Origin of the sequence: Nostoc sp. T09, from assembly GCF_002154695.1 — a bacterium.
Lineage (GTDB): Bacteria > Cyanobacteriota > Cyanobacteriia > Cyanobacteriales > Nostocaceae > Aulosira.
This window is the reverse complement of the sequence record NZ_MTAV01000044.1, coordinates 68758-85127: the sequence shown is the minus strand read 5'-3', so window position 1 is coordinate 85127 and position 16370 is coordinate 68758. Positions and strand designations below refer to the sequence as shown.

General features: G+C 42.1%; 5 protein-coding genes. 1 reads left to right on the top strand and 4 read right to left on the bottom strand.

Going from position 1 to position 16370, the window contains the following annotated elements; genetic code table 11:
• Positions 1–692: 692 nt before the first annotated feature.
• On the bottom strand, positions 693–1616 hold the full coding sequence (murQ, locus tag BV372_RS11295) for an N-acetylmuramic acid 6-phosphate etherase (RefSeq protein ID WP_086686592.1): 924 nt from the start codon (positions 1614–1616) through the stop codon (positions 693–695).
• 196 nt (positions 1617–1812) lie between these two features.
• Complete coding sequence (locus BV372_RS11290) at positions 1813–2241, bottom strand: DUF3110 domain-containing protein (RefSeq protein WP_086686591.1); 429 nt, start codon at positions 2239–2241, stop codon at positions 1813–1815.
• Between the two features lie 768 nt (positions 2242–3009).
• On the opposite strand from BV372_RS11290, the gene BV372_RS11285 reads away from it, so the two are divergent.
• A complete protein-coding gene (locus BV372_RS11285; RefSeq protein WP_086686590.1) occupies positions 3010–8484 on the top strand; it encodes a translocation/assembly module TamB domain-containing protein in 5475 nt (1824 codons plus the stop codon).
• Between the two features lie 20 nt (positions 8485–8504).
• Here BV372_RS11285 and BV372_RS11280 read toward each other — a convergent pair whose 3' ends face one another.
• Together BV372_RS11280 and BV372_RS11275 are read right to left on the bottom strand one after the other, a co-directional pair.
• Positions 8505–9101 (bottom strand): hypothetical protein, encoded by a 597-nt coding sequence (locus BV372_RS11280; RefSeq protein ID WP_179198051.1) that lies wholly within the window; start codon positions 9099–9101, stop codon positions 8505–8507.
• Positions 9102–9325: 224 nt separating this feature from the next.
• Entirely contained in the window at positions 9326–16246 is a 6921-nt protein-coding gene (locus BV372_RS11275) for a PAS domain S-box protein (protein ID WP_086686589.1), read from the bottom strand.
• Positions 16247–16370: the final 124 nt, after the last annotated feature.

Below are 16370 nucleotides of genomic sequence, written 5' to 3'. Positions count from 1 at the left end.
CAAGTCAGCCCATAGCAACTCTACACTACCGATTTAATAGCCAGCAAATATCTTAATGATTTCCCATTTACTCATTAAAAGTAACCGGATTTTTCCCATTTATTCTGTATACATTAGATATAATGCTAATAAAGTCAAGACTGATTATCATAAATGCAACAGCATGGCAAAAATAGTGCAATGAAGGGAGCGATATAGAAAATGATTACCCTTCATTTAACTCTATGCTTTAGCATGATTAACTAATCAGTAAGAACCTATATTATCCAGAATAATCCTGTATGCATGTGTGATATATTATCTTATTCATTTTTAAGTCTGATTATACTCAGGATTTATACGGAATCTATATTTAAAAAACAATTTGCAATTATTTTGATAAATTAAAATTTATCTTGTCAGCTTTGATTGAGTTGTTTATTTTTGAAACATTATTTTACAGCTAATAACAAATATTTTTGGAAAAAATTATCTTTCTATATAAATTTATCTAAAATTTAGATGGACTTGATATTAGCTGTTGCTGGTTTAACAGTAACAAGCTGACGGGGTAGTTGCCCCGTCAGTAATTCTAGCTAGCTCCCAAACTAGATTATTTCGAGTTAATTATTTCTCAGAAATTGACCTTACCTTGGTTGCTGGCAAAGGATTTGGTATTGGTGGGCAAAGTAAAATTTTCTCAAAATTCATTTTCAGGTTTTTGCGATGTTGTAGCTGGCAATAGCTGCCTTTAAATTACCCTGATGTTCTGACAATAGCCGATCGCCTGCTTGTTTTTCTAACCCAGTCCAGTGCATTAAAAGGGCTAATTTCACCCAGTTGCCGCTACGTTCTAGTAATAAACTGGCATCTTCCCGACTTAAGTCTGTAAGGTCTTGCAAAATTCGCAAAGCGCGATCGCGTAATTTTTGATTGGTGACAGCGACATCTACCATGCGGTTGCCGTAAACTTTACCTAGCTTGACCATCACGCCGGTAGAAAGAATATTTAAAGCTAGCTTTGTGGCTGTCCCAGCTTTTAGGCGAGTTGAACCAGCGAGGATTTCGGGACCAGTTAATAGCCGAATATCAACATCAGCATCAAAACTCACCTGTTCAGCAGGCACACAAGCCATAAAAATCGTGATAGCTCCTCGTTGGCGGGCGGCGTTCAGCGCCCCGTGGACAAAAGGCGTTGTCCCGCCAGCAGTAATTCCCACTACTACATCTAATTGTGTAATTTGTCGTTGAGCGATCGCCGCTTCTCCATCTTGAGCACGGTCTTCTAAATCTTCAGAACTACGTACTAGTGCGCCAGCACCACCAGCAATAATCCCCTGTACCAACTCTGGTGGTGTACAAAAGGTAGGTGGGCATTCAGCAGCGTCTAATACCCCCAATCTCCCACTTGTTCCCGCACCAATATAAAATAGGCGTCCTCCCTGACGCAAACGCTCTGCTGTGTAATCAATCGCATGGGCTAACTGAGTTTTGGCCGCGGCTACTGCTGCAACGGCCTTTTGGTCTTCGCTATTAAACAAATCCACCAATTCCAGAGAACTGATCTGGTCTAAGTTAAGACTATTAGAGTTTACTTGCTCGGTTAAAAGATAGCCGCGTTCCTGCAAATTTGTCATTTATTTTTTGTCCTCTGTCATTTGTTATTAGTCATTAGTCAGTTGTCATATCATGTCCGTCGAATTGGCCATAATCAAAGCATCCCACCCCCACCGCCAGCTGACAGGGTGAAGTGCTAAGGAATTTTGGTCAATTGAGCGGACATCATATCAGTTACCAATAACCAAAGACCAATGACTAATGACTTATGACTAATTACAATAAACCTTCAAGTTTGCGACGCATCTTTTCTAGTTCAGTATCAGATAAGCCTGGTTCTGCTTGGTCTGCCGGATTAGGGCGGAAGCTTTCCTCATCAGTATCCTCTTGTTGAGCATCAGGTTGCCAGTCGGTTTCTTCCACATTTAGTTCTGGGGGAGTGATGACTAAATTACTGTTTTCGGGGACAATTTCCCAATCATAATCAGCGCTGTCACAAAATTCCTTAATCTCCTCAGCATCGAGCGCTTCTACTGTTGGTACGGGGAAATCCTGAGCTTCTAACATCAAGGCAAAGCGCGTTGCGTCATCTTCTGACTCAAACATCAGAATTTTATTGCGATCGCCTATCCGCACGGTATGAATGCCCTCATTCTCCGTTCGAGCATTAAAAATTAGCACAAAAACACGCATCGGTGTAATCATCTATCTTTATGTTTTTGGTGTCTATTCCTATTAAAGTTCTAGGTTGTGCCTCAAGGAAAGACTCACTCCTAATTTTCACAAAAAGGCAGCGTCAAACCCAATGTTTCTGGAGTTGGGAGGGATAGCCGTCCCGCCGCCATCATTTGTCAGTTGTTTTTGCTACTAACCAGTAACTACTGACTACTAACAAACAATTAAAAACTGCTATAGATTCGTGAAGGTATAAAGATAGTTGAGTTTTTGAGAAGAATCTCGGAACTTTATATGGATTGTGTCGTCTAGAATGATGATGTCTTTATATCAGTTACGGACTTTCCTCAACTACGAGGGCATTCTAGGCAAGATTGTAATTTTGCCGACATTAGTTAAACCTGTCATCTATGTTTGCATATTTTGACTACGCTCTGATGAACACTTTCAGTGTGGAAATGATCAATGGAGTGTTGATGCTGTTTTAAATGGAGCAAAAAATATTTCGTTTGTAAGCTAGGCCGGAGGCTCAAGCTAGGCTGTTGTGCTTTGAAAACAAATACTCAGGAATACCAGAAGCCCACACCGAGCTGATAATACAGTGTGGGTATTTTACTCGTTCTGATATTCCTGATAGTGCCAATATCATTAAATAGCTATTAAATGAAGCAGTTTCCTCGACTCAAGCGATCGGGTCTTCTATTTTAGTTAACGTATCCTGGATCTGGCAGATCAATCTAGTACTAGTTAGTGCCAGATGTGAGTCAACTACAGTCGCCAAACAAAGAGTGAAAGCAAATGACTAAGTGCCCCAATCAAGTTAATCACTCCAATTCCCCAAACCCTAAACGTTTCTGGTTGCTGGTGTTGAGTCGCGGTGGCATTGCTTTGGGCGGACTCTTACTGCTAGCAATTGCAGGCGGTATTTGGCGGTTATGGGATTTTGTACAAAAAGATTTAGCGCCATTAGCAGAAAAAAATCTCACTACGACACTCAATCGTCCGGTAAAACTTGGCGGAGTTACAGAATTTTCTTTGGCGGGAGTAAGGTTTGGAGCTTCGGAGATTCCAGCAACCGCGACAGATCCAGACCGAGTGGCAGTTGAGGCTGTGGAAGTAGGTTTTGACCCATTACAGTTAATCTTGAGCCGCAACCTCAAGCTTGATGTTACCTTAGTCAATCCGGATGTTTATATTGAAAAAGATGAACAAGGACGCTGGCTGACTACTAGCATTGCCATTGGTGGTAAAGGCGGACCCATTAAAACCGATTTGGATAAAATTCGGTTACGCAATGGCAAACTGGTTTTGATGCCTTTTCCTAAAACAGCAGGACAACAAAAACCCACAACGCCTCAACTCCCCAACTTGCCTGTGGGATTTTCGCAACTCAACGGCACTGCCCAGCTTTTGGAAAACAACCAGCTGATGAGGTTTGATGTTGCAGGTCAAGCAGATAGTGGTGGTAGTCTTGCTATTAAAGGAGATACACGCCTTAAAACACAAGCCGCTAATTTACAGCTACGAGGGCAAGACTTGCTGGCTGCTGATATTACTCGCATTATTAAGTTACCACTAACTTTACAAGCGGGTCGAGTCAATGGGGATTTGCAAATTCAACTGATACCACAGCAGCAGACCTTATTGTATGGCAGTGCTTTTTTACAAGGAGTAGCAATTCAAGTACCTCGTTTACCACAACTGTTGAATAATTCCCAAGGAAACATCAGCTTCAAAGGAACAGAAATACAGTTAGACAAGGTAGCTAGTAATTATGGCAAAATCCCCCTGTTAGCTACAGGTATTATCGATAGAGAAGCAGGCTATAAATTGATAGGGCGAGTCAATCAGGTAAATGTAGCCACAGCCTTGGAGACTCTCAAGGTAAAATTACCTATGCCTGCGACGGGCGAAGTCAAAGCAGACTTACAGCTGATTGGAGCACCTAACAAACCAATTCTTACAGGCACAGTTGCCACAATTAAACCTGCTCAGATTGATAAAGTAGATTTTAAGACTGTTAGTAGCAAGTTTGAGTTTTCTACAGGCAATTCTTTAATCAGCCTGAAGGATATTCAAGGCACACCGACAGTTGGCGGAAAGGTTACGGGTGCTGGTGCGATCAAACTTGGTAAAACGCCGCAACTCGATTTTAATTTTACTGGTGAGAATGTTCCAGGGGATGCGATCGCGCAAATTTATAACACTACACCCTCATTTCAAATCGGTGCTGTCTCTGGTACAGGTCAGTTAACTGGTGTTGCTGGTAACATTCAAACTGTTGTGCAATGGCAAGCTCCAAAAGCAACCTATCCCGCAACTGGTATAGTCACCATTGCCCCAGATCGCACTGTCTTCTTCCGTGATGTTGCTGTTAATCTCAATGGCGGTAAAGTAAAAGCATCTGGTAGTTACGCCAATCAAAGTTGGCAAGCTGTAGCCCAAGCCTCTGGTGTACAGGTAGAACCTTTTGTTGATAAAAATAAACTGCAAAATGTCTCTTTAGCTGGGGCAGAATTTAACGGCCGCTTGTTGCTTTCCGGGACAACATCACCATTTAAAATTGCCTCAATCCGTAGTGAGGGTGCGGGTGTGCAAATAGGTGGAGGTACAGTTGCAGTTTCTAAGATTCAACTACAAGACCAAAACTTTGCGGCTCAATTAGTCGCTAATGGCGTGCGGTTGGGACGGGTATTAAAGAATGTTCCCCCAACGTTCACTGGGCCATTGGCAGGTACGTTCCAAATAGCAGGCAGCAGAGATAATTTTAGCCTCAAGACTCTGCGTGGTACTGGCGAAGGCAGCTTGGCAGTGGCTGGTGGTACTGTCACAGCGAAAAATATTCAACTGGCTAATGGTGTGTATTTAGCGCAACTGAGGGCAAATGATCTGGCTGTGCAGGAGTTAGCACCAACAATTAAGCAATTTCGGGGCAATTTGAATGGTGATTTCGACGTTGCAGGGTCAGTTGATTCCTTTAAACCAGAAACTATTGTAGCTACTGGTCAGGCACGGGTGAATGTTGCTGATGGCACAATTACAGCCTCGAATATCCAACTAGCTAACGGGCGCTATCAGGCTGTTGTTGCGGCTTCTGGGGTGAAATTAAATCAGTTAAATCAGCAGTTGCGGGGTCAGTTTGGTGGTCAGCTGCAAGTAGCCGGCACGGTACAATCAACCAAATTAGCTGATGTACGCGCTGCTGGACAGGTCCAGTTTTCTCAAGGTATTGCGGCAATTGGGCAACCTCTAAGTGCAGCGATCGCCTGGGATGGCCAAAAGCTGAACATCGAACGAGCAACAGCACCTAATTTAAATGCCAGTGGTTATATATTAGCCAATGCTCAAGGAGCAGGCATACCACAAATTACAGATTTAAATCTCAATGTCCAAGCGCAAGATTACGACTTGCAACAGTTGCCGATTAAGCTACCAAATGCAATCAATTTAGCGGGGAAAGCAGATTTTGCTGGGCAAGTAACTGGCAACTTACCTGTGCCCAATATCCAAGGGCAACTGAGGTTACGGAATTTAGCAGTGAAGAACTTTGCCTTTGAGCCAGTTTTAACTGGAAATATTCAGTCGGTGCAAGGGCGAGGTACTAATTTAGACTTAGCCGGGAAAAGCGATCGCATTTCATTCAACCTCAATGCCAACAATCGCCCCAACTCTTTCTTAGTCAACTGGCAGCAAGCATCAGCTAGTGGGCAAGCTCAAGGCGATAATTTAGCTTTAAAATTAGATAACTTCCCCTTACAGGTATTAAATTTATCTTTGCCTGCTAACACTCGCCTTGGGAATAGTGCCTTGGCTGGAGCCTTAACAGGGAATTTGCTGGTGAATCAGGATACATTAGCAGCAAGCGGCAATGTGGCGATCGCTAATCCGGCGATCGGACGCATCAAGGGGGAACTTTTAACTGCTCAATTCCGTTATGGCAATGGCACAGCAAGCATCACAGATAGTGCATTTGTCAAAGGTAAAAGTCGCTACGCCTTTACAGGTAACCTCAGTACCGCTGCTAAAACTCCTCAAGTTCAAGGTAAGCTCAACATCAATGAGGGTAATGTCCAAGATGTCTTGGCAGCAATACAGGTATTTGAGGTACAAGATCTCCGCAATGGTCTGCAAGCACCAACCTACGGTACGGCGGCGGATTTGGTCACTGCCCCTCAAGGATTATCTAATCAGCCATTATCAAGCCAAATCGAGCGTTTTTATCAAGTTGATGCTTTATTGGCAGAACAACAACAACAGCGGCGTGACGCCAATCCAATGCCAGATTTAGCAGACTTACAAGGAACTTTCAACGGGGAAGTTGCTCTAGATACTGCTACAGCTAATGGAATAGCAGCGCAGTTTAATTTGAATGGTCAAAATTGGACTTGGGGTAAAGATGCAGAAAAGAACGAACCAGGTCGTTTTTATAGTGCCGAGCAACTGATTGCCAACGGTAGATTTGAAAACGGGGTTTTGACGTTGTTACCTTTACGGATTGAGTCTAAAGAAAGGCTGTTCGCTTTCAAAGGTAACATTGGCGGTAACGAGCAATCCGGTAATTTGCAGGTCAAAAATTTCCCATTACAGGCACTGAGTAATTTTGTTAAACTGCCAATTGGAGTTACAGGTAATCTCAACACTTCAGTAGCTTTAGCAGGTAGTATAGGCAATCCCAAAGCTAGAGGTGAATTACAAGTCACAGAAGGAACAATCAATCAGAAGAAAGTAGAATCAGCTACAGCCAGTTTTAGTTATGATAATGCGCGTTTAAATTTTGGCAGTAATGTCATAGTTGCCGGGCCAGAACCCGTTAACATTAATGGCAGCATACCCTATAAGTTGCCTTTTGCTTCTGCAACACCAGATAGCGATCAAATCAGCTTGGATGTCAAAGTAAAAAATGAGGGACTTGCACTCCTAAACGTGTTAACTAACCAGGTCATGTTTGAGAAAGGTGAAGGGGAAGTAGACCTGACAGTGCGCGGAACGAGACAGCAGCCACAAGTAGTTGGAGTTGCTAGTGTTAATGATGCCACTTTTTCAGCCCAAGCTTTGCCAGGAAAGGTGAGACGTGTTACAGGCAAAGTAACTTTCGATTTCGATCGCATATTAGTAGAGAATCTTCAGGGTAGATTTAGCCGAGGTAAAGTAGAGGCGGCTGGAGAAATTCCCATTTTCAATAATCAGGAAGCGAACATTACTAATCCTCTTACCGTTAACCTCGATCAGCTAACATTGAGGCTCAAAGGACTGTACCAAGGAGGCGCTAGTGGTAATTTGCAGATTACAGGTTCTGCTCTTACCCCAGTCATTGGCGGAAAAGTAGAGTTGTTTGATGGTCAAGTGTTACTAGCAGAATCTACCAACAGTGCTAACTCTACTGATAAAACTCAAGGTCTTTTACCAAGCGAAGCTAACAAGCAAGACAAGACTGAAACAAAAAATACAACTGCAAGATTGAATAACCTAGAACTATTACTAGGTAAAAACGTACAAATTTCCCGGCCACCAATTATCAATTTCCAAGCAACAGGTAGCCTCGCAGTTAATGGTCCCTTAAATCAGCCAGTACCAGATGGTAAGATTCGCCTAAATAAAGGAGGAGTCAATTTATTTACTACCCAATTTAATTTAGCTCGTGGTTATGAACACAGCGCAACTTTTAGAAAGGACCAACCCCGCGACCCGAATTTAGATATTCTGCTATTTGCCAAAGTATTGGATGGAAATTTAACTGGTGATATTAGCAAGCTAAATACCACAGGTTTATCAAGCTTAGAAACTGTGCGAGTTGAAGCAAAAGTTAAAGGACCTGCAAGCAAACTCAACGATAACCTGCAACTAACAAGCAGTCCCTCACGCAGCGAAACAGAACTTGTAGCGCTTTTGGGTGGTGGGTTTGTAGATACTCAAGGACGTGGCGACAGCACTTTAGGGCTGATTAATATAGCAGGCTCAGCTGTATTCAACAATTTTCAGGGAGCTTTTAACCAAATTGGTAATGCTTTTGGTTTAAGTGAACTACGTCTATTTCCAACTGTCATCTCTGATAATCCCGAAGCAGGAAAGAGCAATTCAACTTTAGAATTAGCGCTAGAAGCTGGGGTGGATATTTCTTCTAAGATTTCTGTTTCCGGCATCAAAATTTTAACAGCAAATGACCCATTACAATGGGGTCTCAATTATCGCATTACCGATACAATTCGCCTCCGCGCTTCCACGAATTTATTTGATGATAGTCGCGCAGTAGTGGAGTACGATCGGCGGTTTTAAAAAAAGTCAAGTGTCAATAGTTAAGGATTATTATTATTTCTTTCTTGCCCCTCTTGTCCCTCTTTCCCCTGTTCCTCTTGTTTGCATCTACTACCTGTCAAGGTATAGTTGTCTACCTGAACCCAGCTATCTTGACCTACAGCCCAGAATCCGGTGAAGATGTGGTACTCAGGTTCATTACCTGTGACGAACCGCAGCGTTAAAGGGACATATTGACCTAATCTGCCAAACTTAAGTTCTATAAACGCTTTTTGGTTAGCATCTCGGACTCCAAAAGAACCATCTGTGACATTTTCGGATGTCCTGATGTAGGCTTTTAACTCATACTCAGTGTTAGGTTGAAGCTTGATGCGTTGACTAATACCATTCCATCCAGAAACATTTCGCATCCAAACGTTGTTTTGGGCAGAATTGCTGTTTCCCATCCCTCTATCAATGCCAACTTTGCCTTCAGAAACCCAAGGACTGCTGACAGTTGGGCTGGTTTGTGCTTCAAAATCACCATCTAATAGTGGAGTAGGACAGGAAGCTTTTACTTTCGCAGAGCCAAGACAGTGGGTAATTCCAATGGTAATAAATAATGCAACTGTGCCGATCGCGAACTGTTTACTAGTCATTTACCTTGACCTCTTGACTCAGGGTGATTACCCAAGTCAATGAGTATATAATATATCCGCTATATTGGCTTGAGGGAAATTACTGAAGGCTATGATTTTAGCGAGCAAAGCGATCGCCCAAGCTAATTGGACGTTAACATTTGTTCAAGAGCAGCAGCAATTACAGTCAGCTAGGCCAACGTTTGGAATGGGTAGTTGTATTCCAAACTTTCGTGAAAGGCGCTTCAATCTCCCAAATTGCTAAAAAGCTGTAATTGCCCATATTCCAGATTCACTTGCTCAATTAATTCCATAATTCTCTCAAATTGAAAGTTATGCGCTAAATCAGTCAGAAATTTTTTTAATACAGCATTATCTAGAGAAATTTGACTAAGCAAATCTAGGAGCATCTCGTCACTGCATTGAGCCGCAGCATGGTATAGCTGAGTTAACCATTCAGGTGAAATTTGAGATAACAAAGGTAGTACATCAGTAGGCGTTAAAATTTGTTCTGTTATTGTTTGAATTACCTGCGATAAATGATTTTTATCTTCTTGATAAACATATTTTACTTCTAAATATTCGCTAAGTTTTTCTAATAATAATTCCTCGCGGAATGGTTTGTTAATTAAATCGTCACAACCAGCTTTAATTATTGCTGCTCTTTGCTCTTCAAAAGCGTTAGCAGTCAAGGCAATAATGATGGTACGGGTATTGGATATTGGTTGTTGAGATTCTCTATTTTTAATCACTCTTGTGGCTTCATAGCCATCCATAACGGGCATTCGCATATCCATGAAAATTAAATGTGGTTGCCATTCTTGCCATTGAGCGATCGCTTCTTGCCCGTTAGTAGCTTCTCGTACTACAAAGCCAATAGATGCCAGTAATTGTACTACTACAAGACGGCTTTCTGCGGCATCGTCAACTACTAAGATCCGATATTCTCTTTGAGGGGGTGCTAAACCAATTACTAAAGATTTACTTTGCTGAATTTGAATTTCACTAGCTGAGGCTGGGTTAACTTGAATATCAAAAGCAAATCTACTGCCTTCACCCAAAGTGCTATTAACAGTAATATCGCCACCCATCAGCTGTACATATTTGCGGCTAATTGCTAAACCTAGCCCTGTTCCCTGTTGCGATTTTCTGCCAGTTTCAGTTTGTCCAAAAGCTTCAAACAACAAGTTAATTTCTTGGGAAGCAATACCAAAGCCAGTGTCTTGCACTTCAAAGAAAATCCGAGAATAATTTTCCTCCGCAGCTCCCTTGCTCACCCGCAGTGTCACGCTTCCTTTATTAGTAAACTTGATGGCATTACCTAAGAGATTCAGTAAAACTTGCAGTAGTTTACTTTCATCAGTTTGCACATAGAGAGGAATATCAGAGGCATATTCAAATATCAACTGTAGGTTCTTAGAAGCAGCACGAAAACGCAACATTTCTTCTAAGCTTTTTAATAGATTAATTAAATCAAAACTATTGACATTCAAGGTAGTTCTGCCAACTTCGATTTTGGACATTTCTAAAATGTCATTGATTAAGTTAAGCAGATGCTCGCCAGCACGATTAATTATTGCTAGGTGTTGCTGATGTTCGCTAGATAAAGAATTTTCACGGCTCATGATTTGGGTGAAACCCAGAATGGCGTTGAGTGGAGTACGCAATTCATGGCTCATGTTGGCCAAAAATTCACTTTTGGCACGATTAGCTGCATCAGCAGCATTTACCGCTGCTTGCAATTCTTGTGATTGACTTTGAGTTTGTGCTAGCAATTGTGCTTGCTGTAAAGCAACTCCTAGTTGATTGCCAATTTGAACTGCAATATTGATTTCTTCTATTTTCCATTGGCGGGGTCCAGAATTTTGATAACTTGTTAATAATCCCCAAAGTTGCTGACCGCATAATATGGGCACGGTAATATAGGCTTTTGCCTGAAAGCGCTCCAATAACCTGATAGCATCAGCTTGAAACCCAGCTTTGTTAATATCTGGTACACATTCGTAGATAATGCCTTGGTTGGTTTGCAGATCTGTATCTTGTAAAGTATCTGCTAACGTGTCTGCACTATTTAACAGTGTCATCATGCCACGGTCATTTTCTACCTTGAGGCTGGGGTTATTTAGGTGTGCTTCGATTAAAGAAATCCAACCAGTCCCCACCGCTTCCGAAACAAACTCACCATCGCCTTCCGGATTGCAACGATAGACAACGACGCGATCGCAATCTAGCACTTGCCGTAATTCTTGGGTTGTGGCAGCAAATATCGTTTCTAAATCCAATGTCTGGCGCATTCTTTGAATTACTTGAGCGATCGCTCTTTCCCTTTCTGCGCTCTCCTGCAAGGCTTCTTCTGCTAGTTTTCTCTCGGTAATATCTGTAACTGTGCCGATGTAGCCTTTAATTTCTCCATCATCTCCAATTTCTGGCAAAGACTGACTCAGTACCCAGACAATCGTACCATTAGAACTTAGAAAGCGATGTTCGCTCTTATACGGAGATTTAGTTGCTCTGGCTTCATTCCAGGTAGCCAAAACCTGTGGGCGGTCATCTGGATGTATAGCTTTTGTCCAAGCTTGCCTAAGAGATTCTGCTAAGGAGAGTCCCGTAATCTCACTCCAGCGTTGATTTAAATATAAGAAATTACCATCCACATCAGTATGGAATATACAAGCTGGGGAAGCTTCTGCTAAAAGTTGATACCGTTGCTGGCTTTCTTGCAAAGCTAATTCTGCCAGCTTTCGAGCATTGACATCTGCCCAATAACCAACAAACTCTATCGGCTTCCCAACTTCGTCACGGATTAACCTTACCTGCTCGTATAACCAATGATAAGTCCCGTCAGCGTGCAAAAAGCGGTATTCGTAAGAGTTATATTCCTGTGCAAAAAGCTGGGAAAATTTTCTTAAAATATACTCGACATCTTCTGGGTGGACGTGACGCAACCAAAAATTGGGATTTTCCAGAAATTCCCGCGCTTCGTAGCCAAGCATTTTTTTCACGTTCTCACTCATAAATGTATTGCCAAAATCCCCTGAAGTTTTGCTGCTATAAATGACTACAGGGCTAGAAGTCAGCAGATATTGCAAGCGTTCGTTTGCCAAGCGCAGTTCTTGTTCTGCATATTTGCGGGCGCTGATTTCTACCATCACCGTGCCCACACCAGAGGGGCGATCGTCTTCACCAGGTATCGGAAAATAAGAAATCAAAAAGTGACGGACAGTATTCGGCTGCTGGGGCGATGGAATGCTAACTTCTAGGTTGAGTATCGGTTGACCAGTTAATAGCACTTGTTTGTAGAACGGTGCAACTAAAGATGCCATTTGGGGAACAATCTCGTGGATAGTCTTGCCAATATGGTCTTTTTGGGGTTTTCCATGAATATCCGCGAGTAATTCGTTGATTTGCACAAACCGCAGTTGCTTATCTAGAATATCCATCCCTACAGGAGCACCAGAGAAAAAGGCATTAAGGCGAGCTTCTCGCAGCGCTATTTCTCGTTCTAAGGTTTTGCGTTCAGTAATATCTTTGTGAGTACCTGTCATTCGTAGTGGTACACCCTGTTCGTCACGCTCAAAAATCTGACCGCGGCTCTGAATCCACTTCCAATTACCTGAGGCGCAGCGCATCCGAAATTCTACTTCATATACAGCAGTAGCACCTTGGAAATGATCTTCTAGTAACGATCTAACTAAGGGTAAATCTTCTGGATGCACTAATTGCTCAAAAGCTTGCAGATTCGCCTCAATTTCTTGTTCTGCATAGCCGAGCATCTTCTTCCAGCGCCAGTCACGGTAGATTTTGCCACTGGTAAAATCCCAATCCCACAATCCTAAATCGCTAGCTTCTAAAGCTAGCTGTAAACGTTCTTCGCTCTTTCTGTGGGCTGCTTCTACTAGTTTGCGTTGAATTAGCCCACCTAGCTGGGCAGCTACCGCACCTACTAGTAATAACAACCGCTTATCCACCGACACTGAGCTGCTTTTAAAAAATACTAAAACAGCTAATACTTTGTTGCCTGCCAGAATTGGCACCCCAAAGACGGCTTTTAATCCTACTTTTAGTGCTTGTGGCGATCGCAAAAAAATAGGTTGTGCAACATAAGAAACATCTTCAATCCATTCTGGCTGCTTGTTCTGCCAAACTCGCCCTGGCAAACCCTCACCCAGAGTTAATTTTAGAGTTTTACTCTCTAACCAAAATTCTTCTAAACTGTTATGGTCTCCGTACCAGCCAAGGCTATGTTCCAAAACAGCCCCATCATCACTAGGTATCCATGCTTCCCCAAAATCCCAACTGATATTGTGGCAGATTAAGCGCAGGACGAGTGCTAAGGCACTGTTGACATCAATGGCGCGAGTAATGGCTTGGGTTGTCAACAGCAACAAACGGCTTTCATTTTCTGCCTGCTTACGCTCAGTAATGTCTTTAGCTGTGCCCAGGATGTACTTTTGCCCATCAATTTCGCTCATTTCCGCACTCAACAAAGTTGTCTTGACTTCCCCTGTTACTGTGCGGACATCAACCTCATGATTGCGAATAACTTTTGTCTGTTGCAGCATTTGGGGGAGGAAAGCATATTCTTCTTGATTTACCCAAATTTGCAATTCTTGGTTGGTGTGACCGATCACCTGAGACCGAGAATAACCAAAAAATGTACAGAAACTATCGTTAACTTCGATATAGCGCATATCTGGAAAAGTACTGAGGCTAATCGGGTCAGGAGATGATCTAAAAGCCGAGCCTAACTTTTCTTCCGAAATGCGTTGTGCTGCTTCTGCACGTCTGCGTTCCCGTGCTTCTAGGGCTAAAGATACTAAATTGCCTAAAGAGCGAGCAAAATTTTGGTCTTCCAATGTCCAATGATGAGCAATTGCTACTGCCTCTAAGCATAAAACTCCTACAGTCTTGCCTCCCAACCTGATTGGTGTATCAAGCATAGAAGTGATGTTAAATGGAGTTAAGTAAGAATCTAAAAATTCTTTGGTTCTGGGATCTGTACAGGCGTGATGGGCAACGATAATTTGGTCTGAGTGCAAAGCTTGAAAATAAGCTGGATAATCTGCTACTACCAGTGAATAACCTTGGCTATGTTGCTGTTGACTCTGCTCAAATAGATCGAGACACTGCAAAATAGTGTCGTTTTCTGCATACAGCCAGACGCTAGCTCGTTCGACTTTGATATTTTTTGCACCTACTTCTGTGATTTCACTGACAGCGGCTTTCAAGTCGCCTTGATAAAGAACTTGATTTTTGGCTAGTTCTGTTAACACCAAATTATGCTGGCGGAGATTGATGGCGCTTGCTTGCAATGCTTGCTCGGCACGTTTGCGCTTAGTAATATTACTAGCTGTACCTGTGACCCCTACAACTAAATTATTCTCATTGCGTACAGCGATCGCATTGATCATGAGATAAAGAGTACTACCATCTTTAGCACTACAAGTAATTTCATGCTGAAAAACAGATTCTCCCTTCAGCAACCGAGCAGACAATTTCTTAATCAGTGAAACTTGATTTGGCAATATGAAATCTGTAAAGTTACGCCCAATCATTTCTTGGGGTTCGTAACCATAAAACTGTTTGACAGCAGGATTAACAAAGGTAATCACGCCATCTGCATCCACTGACCAAATCATGTCTTGGGATGTCTCAACTAGTTGGCGATATTTACCTTCGCTGGCTTTGAGGGCAAAGAGGCGAGCTTTTCGGGAAGCTTCACTAACACGAATTTCTTGCTGGAGTTGGAGCAGTTGTGTTTGTAACTTATCCTCTGTTTGTTTGCGTTCATAAGCGATCGCAATAGCGGCGGCGGCGGCTTGTAAAAGTGAGATTTCAGACGCTTCCCAATTCCTGACTTCCACACAGTTATCAAAGCCGATGAAGCCAAAAAACTCTCCTTTGACAATTATGGGGAAAATTAGAACGGAGAAGATTCCTTGTCTTTCTAAAATTTCGCGTTCTAATTCTGGGCATTCCGTTACTATCTCGGAAACGATCTCGCCTTGCGATAATAAGTTTACCCAACGCGGGTAAAAATCTTCATAGGACAAGCTTCTGTGGGCAGGGTTGGGAATTTTTGGCGGAATTCCAGGAGCACACCATTCCGCACATTGACTCATCACCAACTCGCCTTCTAATGCACGGTGATTTTCATAAATATATACACGACTTGCTTTTGATGTTGGCCCCAAGATTTGCACTATTTGTGTGTAATATTTGTGGCTGCCATCAAAATTAGATAAAGTGCGTTGAACTTGTACAAGAGATGCTAGATAGCGCTCACGAGATTTTTGCGTTGCTTCTACAATTTGATGGTTGCTGATATCGATGAGAGTTGTAACGACAAAAAACTTGCCATTATCCTTTTGATAAATTACCTGGCTCATCTCTACAGGTAAGCGCGAACCATCTTTACGTGTAATACTAAACTCCCTGTTTTCTGGCTGAATGCCATTGGAGATAAAATTTCTATATTGCTGAATTAAATTAGATTTTTCACCAGCAGTTAAATTTGGATAATGTAAGGTAAATTGTTGCCCAATCAGTTCCTCATAGGTAAATCCATACATTTGGCAATAAGCAGGATTAACCTCTACAAAATATCCATTTTCATCTGTTAGGCAAACTCCTACTTTAATAGCATTTAAAACAGAGGCTTTATGTTGTTGTTGATTGTTTAACTCTAGCGTTAAGCGTTGACGATGTTGCGTCTCGCGAAGCAATTGGTGATTTTGTTCTTTTAACTTTTTTTTGAGTTTTTGAATAGTAAGTTGCTTGTGTATTTTTAATAATATTTCTTCTTTCTGCAATGGTTTAGGAATATAATCAACAGTCTCTGTATGTAGCAATTTTTCTTGAGCGCCAAGAAAAATTAACGGTATATCCTGTGTTGTTGTATTAGATTGAAGATGTTGCCAAACTTCATATCCATCAATGTCCGGTAGCAAAATGTCAAGCATAATCAAATCTGGAGGAGAAGCGATCGCCTCATTTATTGCCACTTTTCCAGAAACTGCTCTTTGCACTTGATAACCTTGGCAGATGAGAATATCTGATAAAAATTGCAAATTTTCTGGACGAGCGTCTACCAATAAAATTTTGATTTGCTGAGCATTAATTGCCATATCAATTTTTGATTTTATTTCCTTGTTCGCCTTTGGCATCTCCTCACGGGAGAAGGCTTGCTAACACTAAAGCCAGTTGCAGGTAGTTGCGACAACGGAGGTTATTTACCTCCTTAATAACCAGTAACCCATTACAGTGGCTCACATTCTGCTGTCTGCTTGA